This is a genomic window from Chitinophaga eiseniae (assembly GCF_900167135.1).
Taxonomy (GTDB): Bacteria; Bacteroidota; Bacteroidia; order Chitinophagales; family Chitinophagaceae; genus Chitinophaga; species Chitinophaga eiseniae.
The window spans coordinates 516,684-540,789 of the sequence record NZ_FUWZ01000002.1 but is presented as its reverse complement, the minus strand read 5'-3'; the positions used below and the strand labels follow the sequence as shown (position 1 = coordinate 540,789).

Annotated in this window: 18 protein-coding genes; 16 read left to right on the top strand and 2 right to left on the bottom strand. The window is 51.5% G+C overall.

Annotated elements, in window-relative coordinates; all coding sequences use genetic code 11:
• Nucleotides 1-48 precede the first annotated feature (48 nt).
• Nucleotides 49-1,572: a malate:quinone oxidoreductase gene (locus B5D63_RS11710; protein ID WP_078668990.1), complete on the bottom strand. Its 1,524-nt coding sequence runs from the start codon at nt 1,570-1,572 to the stop codon at nt 49-51.
• Nucleotides 1,573-2,079: 507 nt separating this feature from the next.
• Here B5D63_RS11710 and B5D63_RS11705 point away from each other — a divergent pair.
• The gene (locus tag B5D63_RS11705) at nt 2,080-2,916 is read left to right on the top strand and encodes a metallophosphoesterase family protein (protein WP_078668989.1); all 837 of its coding nucleotides are present in this window, start codon (nt 2,080-2,082) and stop codon (nt 2,914-2,916) included.
• Nucleotides 2,917-2,951: 35 nt separating this feature from the next.
• Nucleotides 2,952-3,596, top strand: a complete 645-nt coding sequence (locus tag B5D63_RS11700) for an SMI1/KNR4 family protein (RefSeq protein WP_078668988.1) — start codon at nt 2,952-2,954, stop codon at nt 3,594-3,596.
• 56 nt (nt 3,597-3,652) lie between these two features.
• Here B5D63_RS11700 and B5D63_RS11695 read toward each other — a convergent pair whose 3' ends face one another.
• Complete coding sequence (locus B5D63_RS11695; RefSeq protein WP_078670287.1) at nt 3,653-4,036, bottom strand: SRPBCC domain-containing protein; 384 nt, start codon at nt 4,034-4,036, stop codon at nt 3,653-3,655.
• Between the two features lie 222 nt (nt 4,037-4,258).
• On the opposite strand from B5D63_RS11695, the gene B5D63_RS11690 reads away from it, so the two are divergent.
• The 14 genes from B5D63_RS11690 to B5D63_RS11625 all read left to right on the top strand — a co-directional run bounded on the left by B5D63_RS11690 (nt 4,259) and on the right by B5D63_RS11625 (nt 24,006).
• Nucleotides 4,259-4,846, top strand: a complete 588-nt coding sequence (locus B5D63_RS11690; protein WP_078668987.1) for a YdeI/OmpD-associated family protein — start codon at nt 4,259-4,261, stop codon at nt 4,844-4,846.
• 14 nt (nt 4,847-4,860) lie between these two features.
• Entirely contained in the window at nt 4,861-5,811 is a 951-nt protein-coding gene (locus B5D63_RS11685) for a nitrilase family protein (RefSeq protein ID WP_078668986.1), read from the top strand.
• A 55-nt stretch (nt 5,812-5,866) separates the two neighbouring features.
• Nucleotides 5,867-6,463 (top strand): RNA polymerase sigma factor, encoded by a 597-nt coding sequence (locus B5D63_RS11680; RefSeq protein ID WP_078668985.1) that lies wholly within the window; start codon nt 5,867-5,869, stop codon nt 6,461-6,463.
• A gap of 75 nt (nt 6,464-6,538) precedes the next feature.
• Complete coding sequence (locus B5D63_RS11675) at nt 6,539-7,708, top strand: FecR family protein (RefSeq protein WP_078668984.1); 1,170 nt, start codon at nt 6,539-6,541, stop codon at nt 7,706-7,708.
• 242 nt (nt 7,709-7,950) lie between these two features.
• On the top strand, nt 7,951-11,220 hold the full coding sequence (locus tag B5D63_RS11670; RefSeq protein WP_078668983.1) for a TonB-dependent receptor: 3,270 nt from the start codon (nt 7,951-7,953) through the stop codon (nt 11,218-11,220).
• Nucleotides 11,221-11,243: 23 nt separating this feature from the next.
• The gene (locus B5D63_RS11665; RefSeq protein ID WP_078668982.1) at nt 11,244-12,692 is read left to right on the top strand and encodes a RagB/SusD family nutrient uptake outer membrane protein; all 1,449 of its coding nucleotides are present in this window, start codon (nt 11,244-11,246) and stop codon (nt 12,690-12,692) included.
• Between the two features lie 10 nt (nt 12,693-12,702).
• Entirely contained in the window at nt 12,703-14,688 is a 1,986-nt protein-coding gene (locus tag B5D63_RS11660) for an FAD-dependent oxidoreductase (protein ID WP_143312880.1), read from the top strand.
• Between the two features lie 226 nt (nt 14,689-14,914).
• Complete coding sequence (locus tag B5D63_RS11655; RefSeq protein WP_078668980.1) at nt 14,915-15,661, top strand: DeoR/GlpR family DNA-binding transcription regulator; 747 nt, start codon at nt 14,915-14,917, stop codon at nt 15,659-15,661.
• A gap of 259 nt (nt 15,662-15,920) precedes the next feature.
• Nucleotides 15,921-19,052 (top strand): SusC/RagA family TonB-linked outer membrane protein, encoded by a 3,132-nt coding sequence (locus B5D63_RS11650; protein ID WP_200816989.1) that lies wholly within the window; start codon nt 15,921-15,923, stop codon nt 19,050-19,052.
• Between the two features lie 17 nt (nt 19,053-19,069).
• Nucleotides 19,070-20,386: a RagB/SusD family nutrient uptake outer membrane protein gene (locus B5D63_RS11645; protein WP_078668979.1), complete on the top strand. Its 1,317-nt coding sequence runs from the start codon at nt 19,070-19,072 to the stop codon at nt 20,384-20,386.
• A gap of 88 nt (nt 20,387-20,474) precedes the next feature.
• The gene (locus tag B5D63_RS11640) at nt 20,475-21,308 is read left to right on the top strand and encodes a rhomboid family protein (protein WP_078668978.1); all 834 of its coding nucleotides are present in this window, start codon (nt 20,475-20,477) and stop codon (nt 21,306-21,308) included.
• A gap of 44 nt (nt 21,309-21,352) precedes the next feature.
• Nucleotides 21,353-22,186: a hypothetical protein gene (locus tag B5D63_RS11635; RefSeq protein WP_078668977.1), complete on the top strand. Its 834-nt coding sequence runs from the start codon at nt 21,353-21,355 to the stop codon at nt 22,184-22,186.
• Between the two features lie 93 nt (nt 22,187-22,279).
• Nucleotides 22,280-23,302 carry a sensor histidine kinase gene (locus tag B5D63_RS11630; protein WP_078668976.1) on the top strand — a complete coding sequence of 341 codons (1,023 nt, stop codon included), beginning with the start codon at nt 22,280-22,282 and terminating at the stop codon, nt 23,300-23,302.
• Nucleotides 23,299-24,006 (top strand): LytR/AlgR family response regulator transcription factor, encoded by a 708-nt coding sequence (locus B5D63_RS11625; RefSeq protein WP_078668975.1) that lies wholly within the window; start codon nt 23,299-23,301, stop codon nt 24,004-24,006. The genes B5D63_RS11630 and B5D63_RS11625 overlap by 4 nt, the downstream gene beginning before the upstream one ends.
• Nucleotides 24,007-24,106 lie beyond the last annotated feature (100 nt).

Sequence of the window (24,106 nt, the reverse complement as noted above, 5' to 3'; positions counted from 1 at the left end):
CGCGTTTTCGCAGGGGCTTCCTTATATAATACAGGTTATAATCGCTTATTAGTCCTGGTCTACCGCCTCCATGGCTTTCAGTTCCAGTACTTCAGTGGTCCAGCTGCGCAGCTCTTCGCACAGTTGCGGGTGGTTGAGCAGTGACTGACCGTAAGAAGGGATCATCTTTTTCAGTTTCAACTGCCATGCTTCTGTTTCCACGTAGTCTTTAAAGCAACGTTTCAGCAGGTTGAGCATGATAGACACTGCGGTAGAAGCACCGGGAGAAGCGCCAAGAAGGGCGGCAATAGAGCCGTCGGCAGCACTGACAACTTCGGTACCGAATTCGAGGATGCCGCCATGTTCAGGATCTTTTTTGATCACCTGTACACGCTGACCGGCAATCTCCAGTTTCCAGTCCTCCATGCGTGCTTCGGGGAAGTATTCGCGAAGTGCGTCCAGCCTGTCTTCCGGCTTCTGACGTACCTGTGCGATGAGGTATTTGGTCAGCGGAATATTATCGAGGCCGGCGGATACCATCGGGTGGATGTTGTCCAGGCTGATGGATTTAGGCAGGTCGAGGAAGGAACCGTTTTTCAGGAATTTGGTGGAGAAGCCGGCGTAAGGGCCAAACAGCAGTGCTCTTTCTCCATCGATCATACGGGTGTCGAGGTGAGGCACTGACATGGGAGGCGCACCTACAGAGGCTTTGCCATATACTTTCGCCTGATGTTGGGCAATGATGTCAGGGTTGGTGCAGCGCAGCCACTGGCCGCTTACCGGGAAACCGCCGAAGCCTTTGCCTTCAGGGATATCAGATTTTTCGAGCAGGGGCAGGGAACCGCCGCCGGCGCCAATGAAAACGAAGTCTGTTTTAAGGACATTTTTTTCGCGGGTCTCGCGGTTTTTTACCTTGATCTGCCAGCTGCCATCTTCCATCCTTTTCAGATCACGCACATCGTGATTAAAATGAATGGTAACGCCATCCAGCTGCTCCAGGTGGTTGAACAGTGCGCGGCTCAGCGCGCCGAAGTTCACATCGGTGCCTATTTCCATGTGCGTGGCAGCCACTTTCTGAGCCGGGTCGCGACCTTCCATCACCAGCGGCATCCAGGCTTTCAGCTGTTCTTTATCTTCGGAGTACTCCATCTTCTTAAACAGATGGCATTGTTGCAAAGCTTTGTAACGCTTCTTCAGGTAATCCACGTTCTCTTCTCCCCAAACAAAACTCATATGAGGGATACGCTGGATAAACGCTTGCGGATTCGAAATAATGTTGTTTTCTACCAGGTAAGCCCAGAACTGCCGGGACACTTCAAACTGCTCGGCGATATTCACGGCTTTTTTAATGTCTACTGAACCATCCTGCTTCTGCGGCGTGTAGTTCAGCTCACAAAAAGCAGAGTGACCGGTACCTGCATTGTTCCACGCATCGGAACTCTCTGCAGCTGCCATATCCAGTCGCTCATAGATTTCGATGGTCAATTCTGGCTGCAGCTCTTTCAGGAGTGTACCCAGGGTGGCGCTCATGATTCCTGCGCCGATTAAAACCACATCCGGACCTGTTTCAGACGTACGCTTGCTTCTAAACATAACCCCATTTTTATTCGAGGTGCAAAGTTACAATCAAATCATTTAGCGCGGGTAAGAAAATGAAGGATTAAGGGTAATATTAACAATCTGATTACAATTCTTTCTGAATAAATTGAAAGTTGACCAGTCTCTGGCGAAAACAGTTAATTGCAATCGATGGATATTTTGTTTGTATTTATTTGATTATCATGTAGTTATAATATAATGTATGGTGAAATCTTACATATGATTATGGCTTTTGGGAGATTGATATTATCTTGTACGGACCTGATATTTTTTTAACGGGCATGGCTATGTGGCTGGACGAATGATGGATGACGAATGATGAATGATAAACTGCCCGTTTTTAGATGATTATAGGGGGGAGATAATGGCGCCCGCATAGTTATCTAGCGCCATAAAAATATAGCATATGTATCATTCCTGGTCTGTCGTCCGTAATTTGATCTTTCTGTTAATATATAATGTGTAGCCGTCGATTCCTGCCGGAACGACTAATTTTAATGTATGATGAACAGACGCGAATTCTTCCGCGGCGTATCCGCCGCCATCGTTATCCAGGCCTGTGGCAAGATCGTCACCGCAGCCACCAGCAAAGACTTTAAGAATAAAACGGTATTCCGCTTTGCCATCGGCTCCGACTGGCACTATGGAGAACCGGGAACAGCCTGGGAGCAATATTACCATGACCTGGAAAAAGCTTTCCGCATCTACGAAAAAAACAATCCCTGCGCGTTCTTCGTACTCAACGGAGACGTGGTCCACAACGATCCGTCTTTCATGACACCTGCGGCCACCCTCTTCAAACAGATCCACTCCCACGTATACGCCACCCGCGGCAACCACGACCATGTGACGCCGGAAGCATGGCAACAGGCATGGGGTTTTCCGCTCAACCACGACGTAGTGATGGGCGATAATGTGATCCTGCTGGGAGACACCGCCGATATCAATGGAAATTACCTCAGTCCGGACGTAGCCTGGTTCCGTGAAAAGCTGGAGCAACATAAAAAGGCGGCCAACATCTTCATCTTCGTCCATATCACCCCGGTAAAGTGGACCAAACACGGTATCGACGCACCGGAATTCCAGGCACTCATCAAACAATATCCCAATATCCGCGCAGTATTTAACGGGCACGACCACCAGGAAGACAGCGTGAAAATGCTCGATGAAAAAATACCTTTCCTCTGGGACGGCCACGTAGGCGGCAGCTGGGGCGTGGAATACCATGGTTTCCGCGTGGTGGAGCTCAAACAGGATGGCAGCCTGTTGTCATTTGTGATGAATCCCTACCAGAAACAGGGAGAGCAGACCTTTAAACGTGCAGGCGTGCGCAAATAAGCCGTATCTTTCCCTGCCAAAAACGATAGCGAAAGATGACGACACTGGAGACAATTGAGCAGGAACATCAGTTTGAATATCCTGCATTGTATAAACAACTGGACAGGGACGGGATGTTGTCCTGGGGGCAACTGGGACCGGGATGGTATTCCCGCGAATTCCTCCGCGCAAAAGACCATCCGCCCTTTTTACTGTTTGCCATCGATTTTGAAATCATCGACCAGAAAGATATTTCCGGAGAAGTGGCAGCAGGTATGCTGTTTGCCGACAAGAGCCACCGGTTTGTTCCGCTGGGTTACACCGGCGCGGGCGACTGGTACGCCTTTTATTATAACCTGAAAGACGGGGACGACGTGCCGATCGTACTGGTATATCACGATTCCAACGAGGCCGTGATCATGGCCAAAAACCTACAGGATTTTATTTTCGCACGGATGCTGGAAGCAGTGGTGGAACAAAACCCTGAATATCCGGGCCCGATCTCGGAAGGCGATCAGGCGGTCAATGCCGCCAATTTTCTGCGTACACATGCGCCCTATCTATCGCCCCGCCAGCAGGAAATCGTAGCCGGCATATACGCAAAGGGCGTCATCACGGAAGATGAGTTGCGCGACATACTGGAAGCGGAGATCGGTTTTGACTGGCTGGACAGCAGCTTCCCTTATCAGACAAATGATTAAATGTTTCCCAGGGCTTAGGCCCTGGGCGACTATTGGGCTGTGGGCGCATCAACCTGTTATTCCTTATAGAAATCTATCAGGGACCCAAAATAGGCTTCCTGCCAGCCGGTAGTGATGTCTTCAAAAGCTTCGTCCGGAATATTGGTATGCCGCAACTCCACATCGGTGCCTTTTTTACCGGTATGCAGGATGATCGTCACAATGGACGGCGCTTCTTCATCTTCCCCGAAATACCATTGCTGCACAATCTTCTTTCCCGGCTCAAATTCAAGGTTCTTGCCCACAATGCTTTCTTCCCACAGGGCGAACTCCGATCCCGGCTCGGTAGACATTTCTGCTACTTCGCCCGTCCATAGCTGAATGGTGGCCGGATTGGTCAGCGCCGCATATACTTCTTCCGGGGGAGCCGGGATGCTAAAATATTTCTTGAAATCTTTCATATCAGTTTTCTGCTTGCCCAAAACTAGCCCATTTTGATTTATGGATTTTGAAATTTACGGATTTACGAATTTCGGGGATTGGTGATATTGCTTTTATGTGGAATAATTTGACTAACTTTTTCAACAAAAATTTAACTAAACACAGTGATCAAATCCCCGAAATTCGTAAATCCGTAAATCCGTAAATTTCAAAATCTATAAATCCAATAACTCAATAACCAAATGACCAAATATCCAAATGAACCTGTGTTTTTCGAGACAGGAGCCGCCTTCCGCAAATGGCTGGATAAAAATCATCATAAAGCAGCAGAACTGCTGGTTGGATACTACAAGACCGGTACCGGTAAAAAGTGTATGTCGTGGTCTGAGTCGGTGGACGAAGCCATTTGTTATGGTTGGATAGACGGGGTCCGTAAATCCATCAATGAAGAAAGTTATACGATCCGCTTTACGCCCCGCAAACCCAAAAGCATCTGGAGCGCTATCAATATCAAGAAGGTGGAAGACCTTACCCGGGAGGGCCGGATGATGCCGGCGGGCCTCGCTGCTTTCAATAAACGGGAATTGGAGCGTTCCGCTGTATACACCTATGAATTGAAAGCGTCGGAGCAGCTCTCTGAAGAATTTGAACAACAATTCCGGGCCAACGAAAAAGCCTGGGCTTTTTACCAGAAAATGGCGCCGGGGTATCGTAAGCAGACCGCGCATTGGGTGATGACAGGTAAACAAGCTGCCACCAGGGAGAAGCGGCTGGCCGAGCTGATACGGGACAGCGCTGCCGGCACAAAAATCAAAAGATATAACTATTAAGAATATACGAAACCATGGAAAAATTAAAAGTAGCCACCGCACAATTCGAGAACAAAAGCGGAGATAAAGCGTATAATCTCCAACAGATAAACGACCTGGCGGCGAAGGCCGCCGCTGATGGCGCACAGGCCATCGCTTTTCATGAATGCTCCGTTACCGGGTACACCTTTGCCCGCCACCTGTCGAAAGAACAGATGCTGGACCTGGCAGAGTTCATTCCGGACGGGCCCAGTATCCAGCGGCTGACGGCCATCGCCCGCGAACATAATATCGCCGTTCTGGCCGGCCTCTTTGAAAAAGATGCGGCCGATAAACTGTATAAAGCTTATGTCTGCGTGGATAAAAACGGACTGGTGGCCAAATACCGCAAGCTGCATCCGTTTATTAACCCGCACCTGACGCCCGGCGATGAATACGTGGTGTTTGACCTGCTGGGATGGAAATGCGGCATCCTCATCTGCTATGATAACAACGTCATTGAAAACGTAAGAGCTACCGCTTTGCTGGGGGCCGATATCCTCTTTATGCCGCATGTGACCATGTGTACGCCCTCTTCCCGCCCCGGCGCCGGCTTTGTAGATCCTGCCCTGTGGCACAACCGCGAAGCCGATCCTACCTCCCTGCGCCTGGAGTTTGACAGTCTCAAAGGCCGCGGCTGGCTCATGAAATGGTTGCCCGCCCGTGCTTACGACAACGGCATATACGTCGTGTTCTCCAACCCCATCGGTATGGACGACGACCAGCTTAAAAACGGTTGCTCCATGGTCCTTGACCCGTTCGGGGATATCCTGGCAGAATGCCGCCAGCTGGGCGACGGCTTCGCTATTGCCACGCTGACGCCTGAAAAGCTGCAGCAGGCCGGTGGTTATCGCTACCGTAAAGCCCGCCGTCCCGGGCTGTACCGCGATGTGATTGGTCAACAACATACCTCCGAACAAAAGGTAGTATGGCTGGACAATAAATAAGTTTTACTATTTTTAAAAAATCCGGTCAGAACAGAGGCAGCCGGGTTGGCCAACGATGCATCCAATTCCACATAGTGAGACCGAACTACTAAAGCGTTTGGCCGACGGAGACGCGGCCGCATACCGTGAGCTGTTCGTTCGTCACTGGGATGCGGTGTATTCCTCCGCCCTGCTGCTCTCCCGTTCTCCGGATATCGCAGAAGATATTGCCCAGGAGGTATTTGTGACCCTCTGGGAAAAACGTGCGCAGCTGGCACAGGTAGAGAAGCTGGACGCCTACTTCTTTATCATGGCCCGTAACCTGCTCTACAGCCGGCTGCGCAAACTTGCCTCCCAGGATGCCTACCGGCAGTACCTGCAGGACTACCACCATGAAAACACCCATAGCGGCGCCGAAGCCAGGGCCGAATTCAGGGAACTGGAAAATGCCATCCATGCCGCCATCCGACGCCTGCCTCCCCAGCAGCAGAAAGCTTTCCGTATGAGCCGCTTCGATGGCATGGGACATGAAGAAATAGCCCACGCCATGGGACTGTCCCGTATTACCGTTAAAAGTTATATCGTACAGGCGCTGGCCACCCTCCGGAAAATATTGGAACACTATCCCGGCCTGCTCGTGCTGGCCATCGCCACCCTTACCCGCTATACCTGAAAAAAAAATTTTTTCCGCAGCACCTCCTTTTGTTCCATTAGTGCGTCTTTACCATTACAACGTCGCATACTGGCTATGGAACCAACACCTTTATCAACCCTGATAGCACGATATCTCAACGATGCGCTGAGCGAAGAAGAAACCGCGCAGCTCTGGGAAACCCTGCGGCAAGGCCATGGGCAGGACGCATGGGAAGAAGCCCTGGTAGCCCTTTTGCAGGATAAAACGAAACACGGTCAGGCTAATGCCGAACGGATGGAACAAATCTATGCTTCTATCCGCCCTGCCGATACGCCGGTGGTGCCCATCGCCCGGCGGCGCCGCTGGCTGTATCCGGCGGCTGTCGCCGCTATAGTGGCGGTGATCGTCGTTGTCGCCGCATTCTGGCGCTTCCGGCCGCAGCAGCCAGTGGCAGGCGGCATCAACAGCCCGGTGCATCACGTGGTGCCAGGCAGCAACAAAGCAACGCTCATACTGGCAGACGGCAGCACCATCACCCTCGATAGTACCGCCAATGGTGCACTGGCGCAACAAGGCAATGTGCAGATAGTGCAGGTCAATAACGGCCAGCTGGCCTATGAAGCCGGCGGCGACCATCACTCCGGCGCGGTACAATACAATACGCTGGCCATCCCCCGTGGCGGCCAGTTCCGCGTGACCCTGCCGGACGGCACCAACGTGTGGATCAACGCCGCCTCTACGCTGCGTTATCCGACCGTCTTCTCCGGGGCCGACAGGACCGTGGAACTTACCGGGGAAGCCTATTTCGAGGTAGCGAAGATGCCGGGAAAACCTTTCCACGTAAAAGCCGGCCATATGGACGTACAGGTGCTGGGCACGCATTTTAACGTAATGGCCTATACGGAGGAGACCGCAGTACGGACCACCCTGCTGGAAGGCGCCGTAAAAGTACATACCGGCGGCGGCGGCACCGCCCTGCGCCCAGGGCAGCAGCTCCGCATGGACCAGGCCGGCCAGGTGTCGGTGGTCAATGACGTAGACCTGGAAGAGATTGTGGCATGGAAGAACGGTTACTTCCGGTTCAACCACGAGAAATTACCCGGCGTGATGCGACAGATAGCCCGCTGGTACGATGTAGACATCGCCTATGAAGGCAATATCCCCGACCGGGAATTTGGTGGGAAAATATCCCGTAACAGCAGCATAGAAGAAGTCCTGAAGATACTCGAGCTAAGCAATATCCATTTCAGAATAGAAAAAAAGAAGATCATCGTCATACCATGAAAACAACCGTTATGAAAAATGATTAATTAACACGGCAGGGGCCCAAAAAAGAAACCGGAAGTGTTCCAGCACTCCCGGCGGTCGTTTGGGTAACCCATGAAAATCGTTCCACGACTCTCGCTTCCGGCTTTTATACCGGGACAGGGCTTTTATTACCCAAACAATTCAAAAGTATGCAATTTAGTTCTATTTGCAGGCGACCGGCCTATCAACCACGGTATATCGCCAAAATGCTACTGGCCATGAAACTATCAGCCATTATTGTACTATTCGCTTGTATACAGGTCAGCGCCAAGAGCTACGCTCAGAACGTTTCCCTGTCCGAGAAAAATGCGCCGCTCGAAAAAGTTTTCCGTGCCATCGAAAAACAAACGGGGTATGTCTTTTTTTTCGATCACCGCCTGCTGGATAATGCCCGGCGTGTAACCGTAGAAGTGAAATCCGCCTCGCTGGAGAAAGTGCTGGAGCTGTGCCTCCGGCAGCAGTCCCTCACCTGGAGCATCGTTGGCCAGAATATCGTGATTGAACCGGCCGATAGTAAAAAGAACACTCCACCGGCTACCCCGCTGCAGGAACAACAGCCGGTTACCGGCCGCGTGACCGCCACCACGGGAGAACCGTTGCCGGGCGCCACTGTAGTGGTCAAAGGCAGCAAGACCGGTACTCAGACAGACGCCGAAGGCGCCTTCAAACTGATGGCTCCCCGTACAGCCGTTCTCGTGATATCCTATATCGGATACAAACCACAGGAGGTGCTTGCCGCCGGCAAACAACCGCTGCAGATACGCCTCGAAGCCGACGTGAACAAAGCCAACGAAGTGGTGGTGATCGGCTACGGTATCGCTAAAAAAAGCGACCTTACCGGCTCCGTATCACAAATCAAATCCGCCGATATCACCGCACAGCCCAATACCAACATCATGCAGGCCCTGAGCGGCCGCGCTCCGGGCGTACGCGTGATGCAGAACAACGGCGCCCCCGGCGGCGCCATCAGCGTCCGCATCCGCGGTATTAATTCCATCATGGGTGGCAACGAACCGCTGTATGTGATCGACGGCTTCCCATACAATGGCAATCCCACCTTTTTGCAGCCTTCCGACATCGCCTCCATGGAAATCCTTAAAGATGCGTCTTCTACGGCCATCTACGGCTCCCGCGGGGCAAACGGCATCGTGATCATCACCACCAAAAGCGGCCGGAAAAAAGAAGCGACCAACGTGGAAGTTACCGCAGGATACACCATTCAGTCGGTCTCTAAAAAGATGAAGCTGATGAACGCACAGCAATATGCCACGCTGTACAACGAACAAGCCGCCAATGACGGGCTGGCACCGTATTTCACGAAAGAACAGATTGATTCGTTTGGTCTTCGCCCGGGTACCGACTGGCAATCCCTGGTGATGCACAACGCCCCCATCTACAATACCAGCGCCACCGTGAGCGGCGGTACCGACAAAACACGCTTCTCCCTCTCCGGGGGCATGTTCCTGCAGGACGGCATCGTTCGCAACAGCAATTACAAACGATATTCTATCCGCGGCAGCGTGGAGCATGATATCAGTAAAATATTCAGCGTATCTTATAATGCCACGTTAACACGCATGGATACACGTAGTCAGAATTCCGGCCTCGGCAACCGTGGCAGCGATCTGATTTCTGCCATGCTGATGGCGCCGCCCACGCTGACGCCCTATCTGCCCAACGGAGGTTACCGCCGCCTCACTACCGCCTATCCCTTTATCTCCAATGCCATCATCAATCCGATGATACCCATTTATGAGATATCGGACCGCCTCAAGGGGGACCGCGTATTTTCCAATGCCGCACTAACCATCAAGCCGTGGAAAGACTTGTCCATCCGTATTTCCGGCGGTATAGACAACCTGAACGACCGGTCGGACTACTACGCGAACATCGAACCCTCCACGAACTCCGTTGGTTCCGCGACAGTAAGAACGGTCCAGTCCACCAGCCTGCTCAACGAGAACGTACTATACTACAATAAAAAAATCGGTGTGCATGGTATCAACGTCACCGCTGGTTTTACTTACCAGGACTATGTACGTACCTCCATGGACGGCTCCGGTATAGGATTTCTCAGCGATGTGACAAAAACCGGTTCCCTTGGCAGCGCCGGTACACCCGGTGTTCCGGCCAGCAGCTACCAGAAGTGGGTACTGCTGTCTTATCTCGCAAGGGTGAATTACACTTTGATGGACAAATATCTGTTTACCGTCAGCGTACGCCGGGATGGCTCTTCCCGTTATTCTCCGGGCAACAAATGGAGTACCTTTCCTTCCGCCGCCATCGCCTGGAGGGCCATCGACGAGCCTTTTCTGAAAGGTTCCCGCGTTGTATCTGATCTGAAGGTAAGGGCCAGCTACGGCGCTACCGGCAGCGCTGCGGTAAGTCCCTACCAAACCATGAATCAACTGAAGTCCGGCAATACCATCTTCGGCGATGCGCTGTATACCTCCATGGCCCCCGATATTGTACTGCCCGGTAACCTTAAATGGGAAACCACTTACCAGGCAGACTTTGGCGCAGACGTAGCCTTCTTTCAGGACAAGGTGCGCCTTACCGCCGACTTCTATCACAAAAGGACCAAAAACCTGCTGAATACCGTGCAGTTGCCCGCTTCCATGGGATACCGCACTACCCTGCAAAATGTGGGCGAGATGGAAAATAAAGGGATGGAGTTTGCAGTTGACGTGGCGGTGATGAAGAAAGCGGTTACCTGGGACGTGAACGCCAATATCTCCTTTAACCGCAATAAAATCGTGAAACTGTACGACGGACAGGATATTTTCGGTAACACCTTTTACACCGGTTCGCTGAATGATTATGTGAACCTGCTGCGGGAAGGACAACCCTTTGGCATCTTCTACGGGTATGTGGAAACCGGTTATACCGACAAAGGAAACCTGCAATATGCCGATCTCAACAAAGACGGTAAAATCAGTGCGGATGATAAAACCTACATCGGCAATCCGAATCCTGATTTTACCTATGGCCTGAATTCCGTGACCAGCTATAAAGGCTTTGAGTTGTCTGTCTTCATACAAGGTTCCCAGGGGAATGACATCTTTAATCTTAATAAGGCCGCTACACTGGATTTGGGTATGGGGTTGAACCTGCCTGCCGACGTAGCTTATGATCACTGGACACCGGAAAACACACAGGCGAAATATCCGAAGATCACCCGCACGCTGTCAGCCAACATGTCTACCCGCTTTGTGGAAGACGGTTCTTATCTGCGCTTTAAAAATATACAGCTGGCGTATAATCTGCCGCTGGAAAAAATGCACGTGAAATGGTTTAAAAAAGCCCAGGTATATGTGAGCGGACAAAACCTGATCACCTTCACCCGTTATTCCTGGTATGATCCGGAGGTGAACGCCTTTGGCTCACTGATGGCGGCCGGTGCGCAGAGTTCCGTAAACCAGGGAATTGATTATGCCACCTATCCTACCAATAAGTCGGTGACGTTTGGTATCAGATGCGGTTTTTGATTTTCCAACATTCAATCTTTTTTATGAAATATAGTATCCTTGTCATATTGTCTGTGCTGTTGTTCACTTCCTGCGCAAAACTGCTGGATGAAAAGCCGCAGTCAATCGCAGCAGAACAGTTTTATAATAACGCCGCCGAAGTGCAGGCCGGCCTGAACGCCATCTATACGCCTATTCGTGCAGGAGGCACCATGGGCGCGCTGTATCAGGTGCAGCAGGAAATTTATACGGAATATATGTATGGCCGTGGCAGCCACGCGCCGCTGAATGATTACGCCGGTCTGGATAATACCAATATTACCCGTATCGCTGGTATGTGGGCTGCGTTTTACGAAGCGATCCGCAACGCCAACATTGTGATCCAGAAAACGCCTGCCGGTAAAAATCTCAGTGAAGAAGATAAAAACAAATTCCTGGCAGAAGCCCGGTTCATGCGGGCGTTGCTGTATTTCCACCTGGTGCGTAACTGGGCCGGTGTGCCTATCCGGAAGGAGCATAACATGGATTCACTGAACGTACCGAGAAGCAGCAGGGAAGCGGTGTATCAGCTGATTACGGAAGACCTGCTGTTTGCCGAGGCTCATCTGCCGGACGCCGGCCGGCTGGTGGGAGCACCGTCCAAATGGGCTGCCAAGACCGTACTGACGGACGTGTATATGAACGTGAATGATTATCAGAAAGCGCGGGACAAAGCGCTGGAAGTGATACAGTCCGGTAAGTTCTCATTGGTAAATGTGATGGTATCTGCCGATTTTGATAAACTGTTTGGTCCGGATATTATCACCACGCCCGAAGAGATCTTTTATCTGAAGTTCTCCCGGCAGCCATCCGGACAAGGGTTTCAGTATCCTATGTATGCGCATTATCCAGGTGCCGGTTATTATCCTCCGGGTGGTTATTACACTTTGTACAGCGATGCTGTCAACAATACTTTTGCAAAGAACTGGGACAAGAACGATCTCCGGTACGATTATAACTGGTACGTACAAACGTTTGGCCTGGGGCCCGGTACCATTCTCAATAAAAAATTCAGTGACCGCACCACCACCACTGCAGCCGGTAATGATTACCCCATGTACCGCTACGCTGATCTGCTGCTGTTTTACGCAGAGTGCGACAGCCGCGTTAACAACGGCCCTACCACCGATGCGCTGGAGAAACTGAACATGATACACCGCCGTGCTTACGGTAAGAACCCGATGGTGGCAGATGCTGCCGTGGATTTTAAAATGGCGGACTACGGCAGCTTACAGGCCTTTGTGGACCGGGTAGTGCAGGAGCGCGCTTATGAAGACTGTGGAGAGGGTAAGCACTGGCTGGACCTGAAACGGCTGGGCATTGCCAAGAGCGTGATCAAAGCCATGAAAGGCATTACGATGGCCGACAGGCATCTACTGTGGCCGATTCCTACCACTGAATACAACTATAACAAAGCAATTGACCCAATAAAAGACCAAAATCCCGGTTATTAAAATGACAACTATGATCAGACAAATTAAATGGTGGCTGTTGGCCATTTGTTGCCCGTTGACCATACCGGTCGCCGCACAGGCCGGTACGCCCAAAGAAGTGGATATTTGTGTGTATGGTGGCACTTCTGCCGGTATCATGGCGGCATATACCGCCAAAAAGCTGAATAAGACCGTATTGCTGATAGAGCCGGGCAGACATCTCGGCGGACTGACCACCGGTGGCCTGGGCTATACGGATATCGGTAATAAATACGCGATCACCGGACTGGCCCGTGACTTCTACCGTCGTATCGGTGCGCACTATGGTAAGTTTGAGCAATGGATTTTTGAGCCGCATGTAGCTGCACAGACATTTGACGGTTATCTGAAAAACGCGAAAGTGGAAATCTGGTATGATCATCCCCTGAGCAGCGTAAAAAAAGAGAACGGCTACATCAGGGAGATTACGCTGGAAGGCGCTACCCCCGTAGTGGTGAAGGCCCGTATGTTTATCGACTGTTCCTATGAAGGCGATCTGATGGCAAAAGCCGGTGTTTCGTATACCGTAGGCCGTGAGGCGAACAGTACCTACCAGGAGACCTACAACGGTGTGCAGCTGAAGGACAAGCACCAGTTCCCCGATGGGATCGATCCCTACAAGACGCCGGGAAAACCGGAAAGCGGGCTGTTGTGGGGCGTTAGTCCTACGCCGATGGCAGCGCAGGGCAGCGGCGACAAGTATGTGCAGGCGTATAATTTCCGCATCTGTCTTACCAATCGTCCGGAGAACATGGTCCCTGTTACGCAGCCGGAAGGTTATGACGCTTCCCGGTACGAGCTGCTGCTGCGCGTACTGGAGAAAGCACCGGCCAAAAGCCTGCGGGCGTTTCTGAAGTTTGACCTGATGCCGAACGGTAAAACGGACATTAACAATAACGGCCCTTTCTCTACCGATATGATCGGGATGAACTACGATTATCCGGAGGCGGATGCAAAGACAAGGAAAGAGATCATTCGGCAGCATGAGTTGTATAATAAGGGCTTGTTATATTTTATCGGCCATGATCCGCGGATGCCGGAGCTTTTGCGCCGGGAGATGCTGCAGTGGGGGTATCCTAAGGATGAATATGTGGCCAACGGTCACTGGTCGCCGCAGCTGTATGTCCGCGAAGTGCGCCGTATGGTGGGCGAGTATGTGATGACGCAGGCCAATTGCCAGGGGCGTGCTACCGTGACCGACGGTGTGGGCATGGCGGCCTATACCATGGATTCGCATAACTGTCAGCGGATAGTGGTGAATGGTATGGTGAAGAACGAGGGAGATGTACAGATTGGCGGGTTTGGTCCTTACCCGGTGTCTTACCGGTCGCTGGTGCCTAAGACGGGCGAGTGTGCCAACCTGCTGGTGCCGGTTTGTTTATCCGCTTCCCATATCGCGTATGGATCTATCCGGATGGAGCCGGTGTTTATGGTGCTGGCGCAATCTGCCGCAACCGCGGCGGTGGTGGCTATCGACAGCAAGGTGCCGGTGCAGCAGGTGGCCGTGAAGAAGGTACAGCAGCTGCTGGCAGCCAATCCGCTGGCCGATAACAGCACGCCGGAGATACTGGTGGATAATGATGATGCGGCCCATGTAACGTTGAAAGGCGACTGGAAAAAAGAAACCCATGGCTGCTACGGTCCTTCCCTGTACATGGATGACAGCAAGGGCGGTATGCCGAAGTCTGCACGTTTTGCACCGGAAATACAACGGGAAGGCGAGTACCATATTTACAGCTATCTGCCCAAGCTGGCCGGCCAGGCGACGGTGACCCATGTGCGGGTTTTTGACGGAAAGGTGCTGAAGCCGGTGAAGATAGAGACAGGGGCGGTTAAAGTAGAGGGACAGACTTCCGGCGAATGGGTGTCGCTGGGTACTTTCCGTTTACCGAAGGGGAAGAAAGCTTACGTAGAGATTAGCAACGAGCAGGCCGATGGTGCAGTGGTGGCAGATGCGCTGTTGTTTATCGCCCGGTAGATTATCATTTCAGATTTTGAGACAGACCGTCCGGCATGATGCCGGACGGTCTTTTTTTTGAAAAAATGGTCATCGGCAGCAGGTGGTCATCTCCCGAAAAAAAAAATTTTAAAAGGAAATATTACGCGATAGTCCGACGTTTTATGCAGAAATATGCATGAAACTGCATTTTTATATTTGTTTGAATGCGTTTTTTTGCCGAATTTAAAGCAGAATAATACTTCCTATGCTGAAAAAGGAACGTCAGGCATATATCTTACATCAGGTCAACCTCCATAACAAGGTATTGTCGTCGCATCTGAGCGAGCAGATGGGGGTTTCGGAGGATACGATCCGCCGGGACCTGGCGGCGCTGGCACAGGAAGGAAAAATCCTCAAAGTACATGGTGGCGGCTTGTCCAACTCATTTCATCAGGGAGCGGTAGCGCAGGATGTATATGCCATTGAGGAGAAACGCATCATTGCCCAGAAGGCGGTAGGGCTGATCCATGACGGTATGTTTGTACTGACCACCGGCGGCACTACCATTCTGCAGCTGGCGCGGATATTACCGCCGGAGCTGCGGGCCACCTTTATCACCGTGAGTTTACCGGCAGCTTTTGAATATGCCAATCATCCCAATATAGAAGTCATTGTGATCGGCGACAAGCTGGCTAAAAACTCGAAGATCACCGTTGGCGGAGAGGCGATCGCCAAAATAAGGGATATCCGGGCGGACCTGTGTTTCCTGGGCGTCAACGCCATTGATGTGCAGGCGGGACTTACGGACAACGACTGGGAGGTGGTGCAGGTGAAAAAAGCGATGGCCGGTACCGCGAGAAAAGTGGTGGCCATGTGTATATCGGAGAAGGTGAATACCGCAGAGCACCTGAAAGTATGTAATGTAGAAGACATCGATATATTAATCACCGAGTTGCAGCCAAAATCGAAGAAGTTGCAGCCATACAGCAGCAAAGGAATCAGGATTTTATAGGTATCCTATCTGTTATTTAACACGTTCATCAACAAATAGCCCACCCGGGCTGTTTTACAGGACAACCAATGTGTGAAGAGATCGTTGTGGAAAACAAATTTCGGGAATGGCCGGTGCAGGCAGTATGACACCGTTCCGGCCTTAGCTTTTACAACAGGCACAAATAAGAGGATTCAATAAGGCAATCAACCATTCAACAGTTGTTATGCGACTGTTTTAAGGGCTTCCAACAACAGTAACCAACATTTAAAAATCACTTATGATCACGCGTGTATTTATGCGATTGACAGGAGGTGGCCGTGTGCTGCTTTTACTGTTGATGACCTGCCTGGCAGCCACCGTCAGCGCGCAGGTGAAAATATCCGGTAAGGTAACAGACGAAACCGGAACCCCTTTACCTGGAATTACCGTTACGCTCAAAAACAGTAAAGCCGGCGCCAATACCACAGTAGACGGGCTGTACAGCTTTATGGTCAATGTGCCGGCGGGCAACTATGTGCTGGCTGTTACCGGTGTAGGTTTTACCTCCCAGGAAATACCTGTCACGATTGGTACCTCCAACATCACCCGGGACGTGACCATGGGTGTTTCGGTATCCAATCTGGATGAGATCGTGGTGACGGGTACTTCCCAGGGTACCACCCGCCGCCAGCTGGGCAGCTACATCAGCTCCGTGAAAGCGGAGGACCTGAACAAAGGCGCCACCGGCAACGTATTAGCTGCTTTGCAGGGTAAAACGGCCGGTGCGCAGATTACCCAGAACTCGGGAGACCCTTCCGGCGGTATCTCTGTAAAACTGAGAGGTATCAGCACCATCGGCGGTTCTACTGAACCACTGTACATCGTAGATGGTGTGATCGTCGATAACTCCTCCACCCGTGTTACCAATGCCGATCCTAACTATGGCGCCAGTACCCAGGGTGGTAATAACTTCGTTGGTAACGTTGGCCAGAACCGTATGGCCGATATCAACCCGGACGATATAGAACGCGTGGAAGTGCTGAATGGCGCCGCTGCCGCCGCTATCTACGGATCACGCGCCAACGCCGGCGTAGTGCAGATCTTCACCAAAAGAGGCAGCACCGGCGCCCCGGTGATCAACTTCTCCACCGGCATCTCCATTAATGAGCTGCGTAAAAAACTGGATGTCAACCGCGCTCCTACCAAGTTTGGCGGGAATCCGAACGATTCCACCCAGAACATCCTGACACCGGCAGTGGTGAGCAAATTCCCTGTGCAGCGGTACGACTACCAGGATTATATTTTCCGTACCGGAGTAGGTACCGACAATAACGTGTCTATTGCCGGCGGAAAAGATAAAACCAAATACTACGCTTCTGCGAGCTACTTCTATAACCAGGGTATCATCAAGAACACGGATTTCAACCGCTTCAGTTTCCGGGTGAACCTCGACCAGGAGGTGACCAAATGGCTCACCATGAACGCGACGGTCAACTATGTTTACAGTAAGTCGAAGGAAAAACCTGACGGTAATACTTTCTACTCGCCGATGAACTCCGTGACCATCCTGGGCAACTACTACGATATACAGCAACGGGATGCCGTGGGCAACCTGATGAAAGTAGGTAACCTGGGGCGTGTGAACCCGGTGTCCATCATCGAAGACTTCCGTCAGCAGCAACAGGTGGGCCGTGTTATTGCCGGTCTGGGCCTGAAGGCGAACCCGATCAAAAACCTGACACTGGACTATCATGTAGGTATCGATAACTACTACCAGGACGGTACTACTTTCGTTCCGCCCTACGCCTATAACGTAAGTACCGGCTTCTATGGCGGCGGCACCTCACTCGACCCCGCGCAGAATGGCTACGCCAGCGCCGGCACCAATACCTCTTTCCTGATCAACCACGATGCGAACGCCACTTACAACGCCCGTATCAGCAACAACCTGGAATCTGTAACGCAGGTAGGATACTCCGTACAATATCAGCGGCAGCATTATTCCCTGCAACAGGGACGGGGCATGCCGCCTTTCGTACAAACGGCGGATAAAGCCACTACCGCTATTCCCGGTGCCGACCAGCGTTCTGAGTTCTCTATCTCCGGTGAATATATCCAGCAGAACTTTAAGTACCGCAACCAGTTGTTCCTTACCGGCGCCCTGCGTGTGGACGGTTCTTCTGTATTCGGCAAAAACGAACGTAACCTGCTGTATACTAAGCTGAGCGGCAGTTATGTATTGTCCGGTACCGATTTCTGGGCTAAATCTTCCGTAGCCAAATGGTGGACGCTGTTCAAGCTGCGCGCCGCCTACGGCGAATCAGGCAACCTCACCGGTATTTCTCCGTACGCCCGCTATAACACCTACGTTGCCAACGCTTTTGTGGGCGCCTCCGGGTTCCAGGGACCGCTCACCTACACCGATCCTGATGTGAAACCTGAAAAGCAGAAAGAGCTGGAATTCGGTACAGACCTGTCTTTCCTGAACGACCGCATCGGGCTGAGTGTGAACTACTACCGTAAAAAGGTGGAAGACCTGCTGATTGACCGTGCGGTGGCGCAAACCAACGGCTATAATTTCATACGCAGCAACATCGGTTCACTGCGCAATAACGGTATAGAAGTGGTGCTCAATGCCATTCCGGTAAAGACGAAAGATTTCTCCTGGAGCCTGACGGCCATCTTCAACCGTAACCGCAACGAAGCGATAAACATCGGGCAGTCGCTGGTGCTGTTGAATACCGTAGGGGGTGCGCCCGTGGCTATCGCCGCCGGTTATCCTATCGGCTTCTTCTACGGCACCTTCTATGCCCGCGATGCCAATGGCAATATTCTCACTACGCCGGCCGGCATTCCTGTTACGGAAAGAGGTACGCAGAAAGGCCCGTTCGACTACCAGGCGCAGCGTGACCCGGCCACCGGCCTGCCGCTGGCTTCCGCTCCGGCGCTCAACAGGAAAATCGGTGATCCTAATCCCGACTGGACCGGTACTTTCACCACCGATCTGCAATACAAAAAACTGGGGCTGCATATACAACTGGATGCCGTACAGGGCGTGGATGTTTTTAACGCCGACTTCAGGACCCGCCAGGGTGTTGACAACGGTAAGATTGCCGAGCAGGAAGACCTGGGCCAGCTGCCCAGGGGCTGGATCGCCGGTGTGTACAACATCCAGGAATTCAGGATCGACGACGGCAGCTTCGTGAAACTGCGTGAAGTGTCTCTCAGCTATGATTTCGGAAAGGTATTCAAAGGATTGAATAACCTGACCGTGAGCCTGGGTGGCCGGAACCTCATCTCATGGGACAACTACAAAGGATATGACCCTGAAGTGAACGCCGCTGGGCAGAGCACGCTTTTACGGGGCATTGACTTCGGCGCAGTTCCTGTTCCGCGCACTTATAACCTGACCGTCCGCGCTAAATTCTAATGCTAAAAAGACAAATCATGAAACGAACTACTTTCTATACATACATGACCATGGCCACGTTACTGTTGTCTGCGGCGGCCTGTAAAAAAGATTACCAGGACCCTTCCGGGCCATCCCAGGACCAGGCCTTCAGTTCACCCCAGGCGATTACTAATACGGCAGTAGGGTTGCAGGCCAACTTTGTCAAGGATAGGACCGGCCTTATTTACACCACCACTACCGCCGGCAGCCTGCTAAGCGGGGAGACGTTTGTCACCAATCCGGGTAATGCCGATGAAGGACAGCTGGGTACTGGCGGCAATACGGTGCTGAACAACAACGTGATCGTGACTGGTATGTGGGGATACACCAACAAAATCCTCTTCGACGCGGAAAATATACTGCGCGCCACTAATACGGTGGTGACCGACAAAGGTTACGCCAGCGGCCTGATAGCCTATACATCTATTTTCAAAGCGCTGGCGCTGGGAGTACAGGCTAATTTCTGGGAGCAGGTACCAGATACCATCGGCAAGCCCGATGCGGTGAGCGACGATGTGCATTTTATCCCGGGAAAACAAGGTTATGTGCGGGCGGTGCGTACCATCGACAATGCATTGAATACCATTGCAGCTAATCCGATCAGCACCAGCATTACACCGTTTTTACCCAAAGGGGTGAATATTGTCAATACCCTGTATGCGCTCAAAGCCCGTTACGCGTTGTATGCCGGCGACTATACCGCCGCGCTGGATGCTGCCGGTAAAGTAGACCTTACCGCGGCCGGTGTCAGCACTTTTAATTTTAATCCCCAGGTAGCCAATCCTATTTTCACCCTGGTCTCTTCTACCAGCAATATTTACCAGGTAGTGGATTCTACGATGGGACTGCCTGTAGCGCTGGAACCCACGCCTACAGACGCCAGAATACCCTTCTACATGACAAGGCAGGCAACGGGGTTGAAATTTGTCATAAATGGATTCTTTAAATCCAATATCCAGCCTATTCCCATCTTTTTGCCCGGGGAAATAATGCTGATCAAAGCGGAATGTTATGCCCGTACCAACAGGCTGGCGCAAGGGCTGGTGGAGCTGAACAAGGTAGTGACTAAAAAGCCTGCGGATGATCCTTTTGGAGTAGGCGCCAACCTGCTGCCGGTGGCGGTAGCCACCATTCCGGACCTGCTGACGCAGATTTATAAGCACCGCCGCATCGAGATGTTTATGTCCGGACAGGAGATAGAAGACCAGCGCCGTTTTGCCCGTCCGACGACCGAAAGGAAACGGAATTATTTCCCTTATCCTTTTGTGGAAAGGAATGACAATCCGAATACACCGGCCGATCCAACTTTTTAATAAGTTTTTTATCTTTACTAACGGCAGCCGGAGGGTATCTCCGGCTGCCGTTCATATTTACATCCTGTACCCTAAATGTCCTATAGCCATGACAGAAATCGGCGCTGTTGCCCTGGTGATCGTTATCCTGAACCTGGTGGTGTCTTACAGGGGATTTAAAGACACTGGTTTTTATTACAAATACGCTTTTATCGTGGATGAAATACTGGTCCACAAAGAATATTACCGGCTGATCTCTTCCGGCTTCCTGCATGTAGGATGGACCCACCTGCTTTTTAACATGTTATCGCTTTGCTTTTTCAGTGCAGACGTGGAAGCGGTGCTGGGCATTAAAAACTTCGTCATTATCTATCTGAGCAGCCTGGTGGGGGGCAACCTGTTGTCCCTGTTCATCCACCGGCAGCAGGGTGATTACAGCGCAGTAGGCGCGTCCGGCGCCGTATGTGGTATCATCTTCGCCTGCATAGCCCTGTTCCCCGGCATGGACATAGGCTTCTTTGGTATTCCGTTGTACATACCCGCATGGATATACGGCGTGTTGTATATGTTGTTCACCATCTTCCGGATCAGAAGCAATAATGACAATGTAGGGCACGAAGCGCACCTCGGCGGCGCTTTTATCGGGTTGCTCTTTGCCGTGTGCCTGGAGCCGCAGGCCGTGAAACAGCATTACCTGCCGGTGTTGGCGGTGGTAGCGCCCTGCCTGGTGTTTATGTACCTGCTGGTGCGGAAACCGCATATTGTGCTGACCGGCAATACGCGCGGCCCGCAACGTTACCTGAATATAGAAGATCGTTACAACCAGCAACGGGCCGCGCAGCAGCAGGAAATAGATGCTATACTGGACAAGATCCACCGCAAGGGCATCAACAGCCTGTCGGCCGAAGAGAAACAAAAACTGCAAAATTATTCAGAACACTGACAGAAGAAATTCTATATTGCCATGCCTAAACGAAACCTGTGCATATGAAACCATCTGTTACTGTACTGTGCCTGGTAGTGCTGGCTTTGTCCGCCTGCCGTAAAGATAATACCGGTAAGGATCCGTCATACAATTACAACGATGTTAACATAGCGGCTATCTCCGATGTCCCCGCCTTTATCTACGAGAGCGACCGGCTGGTGGCGATCGGCAATGAAAGATTTACCTATGATGATAAAGGCCGCATCGTGGGAAGCCGGATTGCACACCGGGACACACTGAACAAACTGATTACCGGGTATGTCTACAAAACCAGGTTCATGTGGGTTAATGGTCTGTGTGCGGGCAGCATCGCCGACTCCTTGTACACCTATGTCAAAGGGCTGGATGGCAGCATTAAAAATGAGTGGTTTGCCAGCGGTACTGTCCTGAGCAATTATGATTATAACCTGTCTACCGGTTATTTAAGTTCCGTTTCCCTTGTGCCCGGCCGCTGGAACACCGCCTTTTACACCTCCCTCAAATATGAATATGACGGAAAAGGCAATGTTATTAAGATCGTAGCAAGTCAGCCTAACCCTATATCAAGGCCGGGAGCGCCGTTTGAGCTGATAACAGTCATGACTTTCCAGTACGACAATCACCCCAGCCCTTTTTACGCCATGTACAAAAAATATGGTTTTATGCTGCCCGCGTTACAGCATTTTGCCACCAGTGTTTCTCCGAACAACGTCATCAAAGTGCAGATGAAGCTTGATAACATGGTAGAGCTGGTGCAACAATATACCTATGAGTATAATGCGGCTGGTTACCCGGTAAAAATGACCACTAACGGTGGCAGTGTAACGGGACAAACGACCTACATCTCTTACCGTTAGAAGCCGTGTTGTCGGCGCATTTTGCCGTGTTGTCGCTTCTTCGTGGATAAACTGCTCCCGAGCAGCGTGCTTTGCAGTATATTTATACGGCACATGAAAACATTCCTCTCATCCAAATATATCAATATCGCACTGCATACGTTGATCTGGGGTGTGCTGCTGTTATTGCCTTATGTGGTGTCGTCTCCGGAAAACCAATACAGTATTGGTCCTATGCCTGGCATATTTTTTACCATCGCCGGCGTGATCCATATGGGGCTCTTTTATGGCAATGCTTTTTACCTGTGCCCGCGGCTGCTCAACCGTCGTTACTGGTGGTTGTATGTTCCTGCCGCTTTGTTGCTGCTGTTTATCTCCTTCCAGTTAAAGTACCATATCATGGCCACCTGGTTTCCCGGGTTGTTGCAGAATAAAGCTGCTTACCGCTTTGTCTTCGGGCCTTCCGTCGCCGTGCTGGTGATCAGCCTGCTGTACCGTAAAATACTGGACCGCATATACGAAGAACGCCGGCAGAAGGAAAAACAGGCCGAGCAATTATCTACTGAACTGAAATTTCTACGGTCGCAGATCAGCCCGCATTTTTTGTTCAACGTGCTCACCAATATGGTGTCGCTGGCCCGGAAGAAATCGGACCAGCTGGAGACTTCCCTTATCATGCTGTCGGAGCTGATGCGCTACATGTTGTACAACACCGGCGGCGCCAAAGTGTCGCTGCAGAAAGAAGTGACCTATCTCAACAGTTACATCGCCCTGCAGGAGCTGCGTTTCGGCAGTGATGTGGACATCCGCAGTGACATGCCCGCTCCGGGTTCGCTGGCGCATTACCTGATAGAGCCGATGCTGCTGATCCCATTTGTGGAAAACGCTTTTAAACACGGCACCGGGGGAGATAAGCCCACCATCAGGATACAACTGTCCGTTCAGGAAGATGTGCTTACCTTTATAGTAGAGAATCATGTAGACCAGGTACAGGACATCAGTAAAGACGACAGCTCCGGCATCGGGCTGGCCAATGTCACCTCCAGACTGGAATTGTTATATCACCATCATTATACACTGACCGTTAACAACGACAACAACCGGTTTCTTGTTCACCTAACGCTGAAGCTTATATGATACGTTGCATCGCAGTAGACGACGAACAGCTGGTACGGGAGTTACTGGAAGACAGTATCCGGCAGGTCCCTTTCCTGCAGCTGGTGGCCACCTGCAAAAATGCGATGGAAGCCATGGAAGTGATGCAGCGGGAACAGGTGGACCTGATGTTTCTCGATATACAGATGCCCCGTCTCAGCGGGCTGCAGCTGTTGCAGTCACTGCAACGGCCACCTCTTGTGGTCCTGGTGACTGCCTACGAGCAATATGCGCTGGAAGGCTATAATCTTCAGGTGGCAGACTACCTGCTGAAACCCTTTAGCTTTGAACGTTTCCTGAAGGCCTGCCAGCGGGCGGCCGAACTGTTCCGGCTGCAGCAGCCGCCAGCACCTGCCCGTGCCATTACCGACTTTTTCGTGAACGTGGAATATGTGCAGGTGAAAATTGTGGTGGCCGATATTGAATACATCGAAGGGCTGAAAGACTACATCAAAATTCATCTCTCTTCCACACCCAGACCGGTGCTTACCCGCATGACCATGAAAGCCGTCGCAGAGAAGCTACCTGCAGATGACTTTGTACGTACGCATAAATCCTACCTGGTAGCGGTGAAGAAGATCACCGCCGTTAAACGCGATCTCGTTTGTATTGGGGAGAAGGAAATACCTGTCAGTGATTTCTTCAAGGAGAATGTCACCCGGCTGGTGCAAGGTCCTTCCCATTAACCTGGACAGCTTTGCCATCTTGTCGCCACACCTTCCCGTAATGTCTACACCTCAACATCCCGGTCGTGCTGCTCACTAGCTTTGTGAGTAAATAATACTT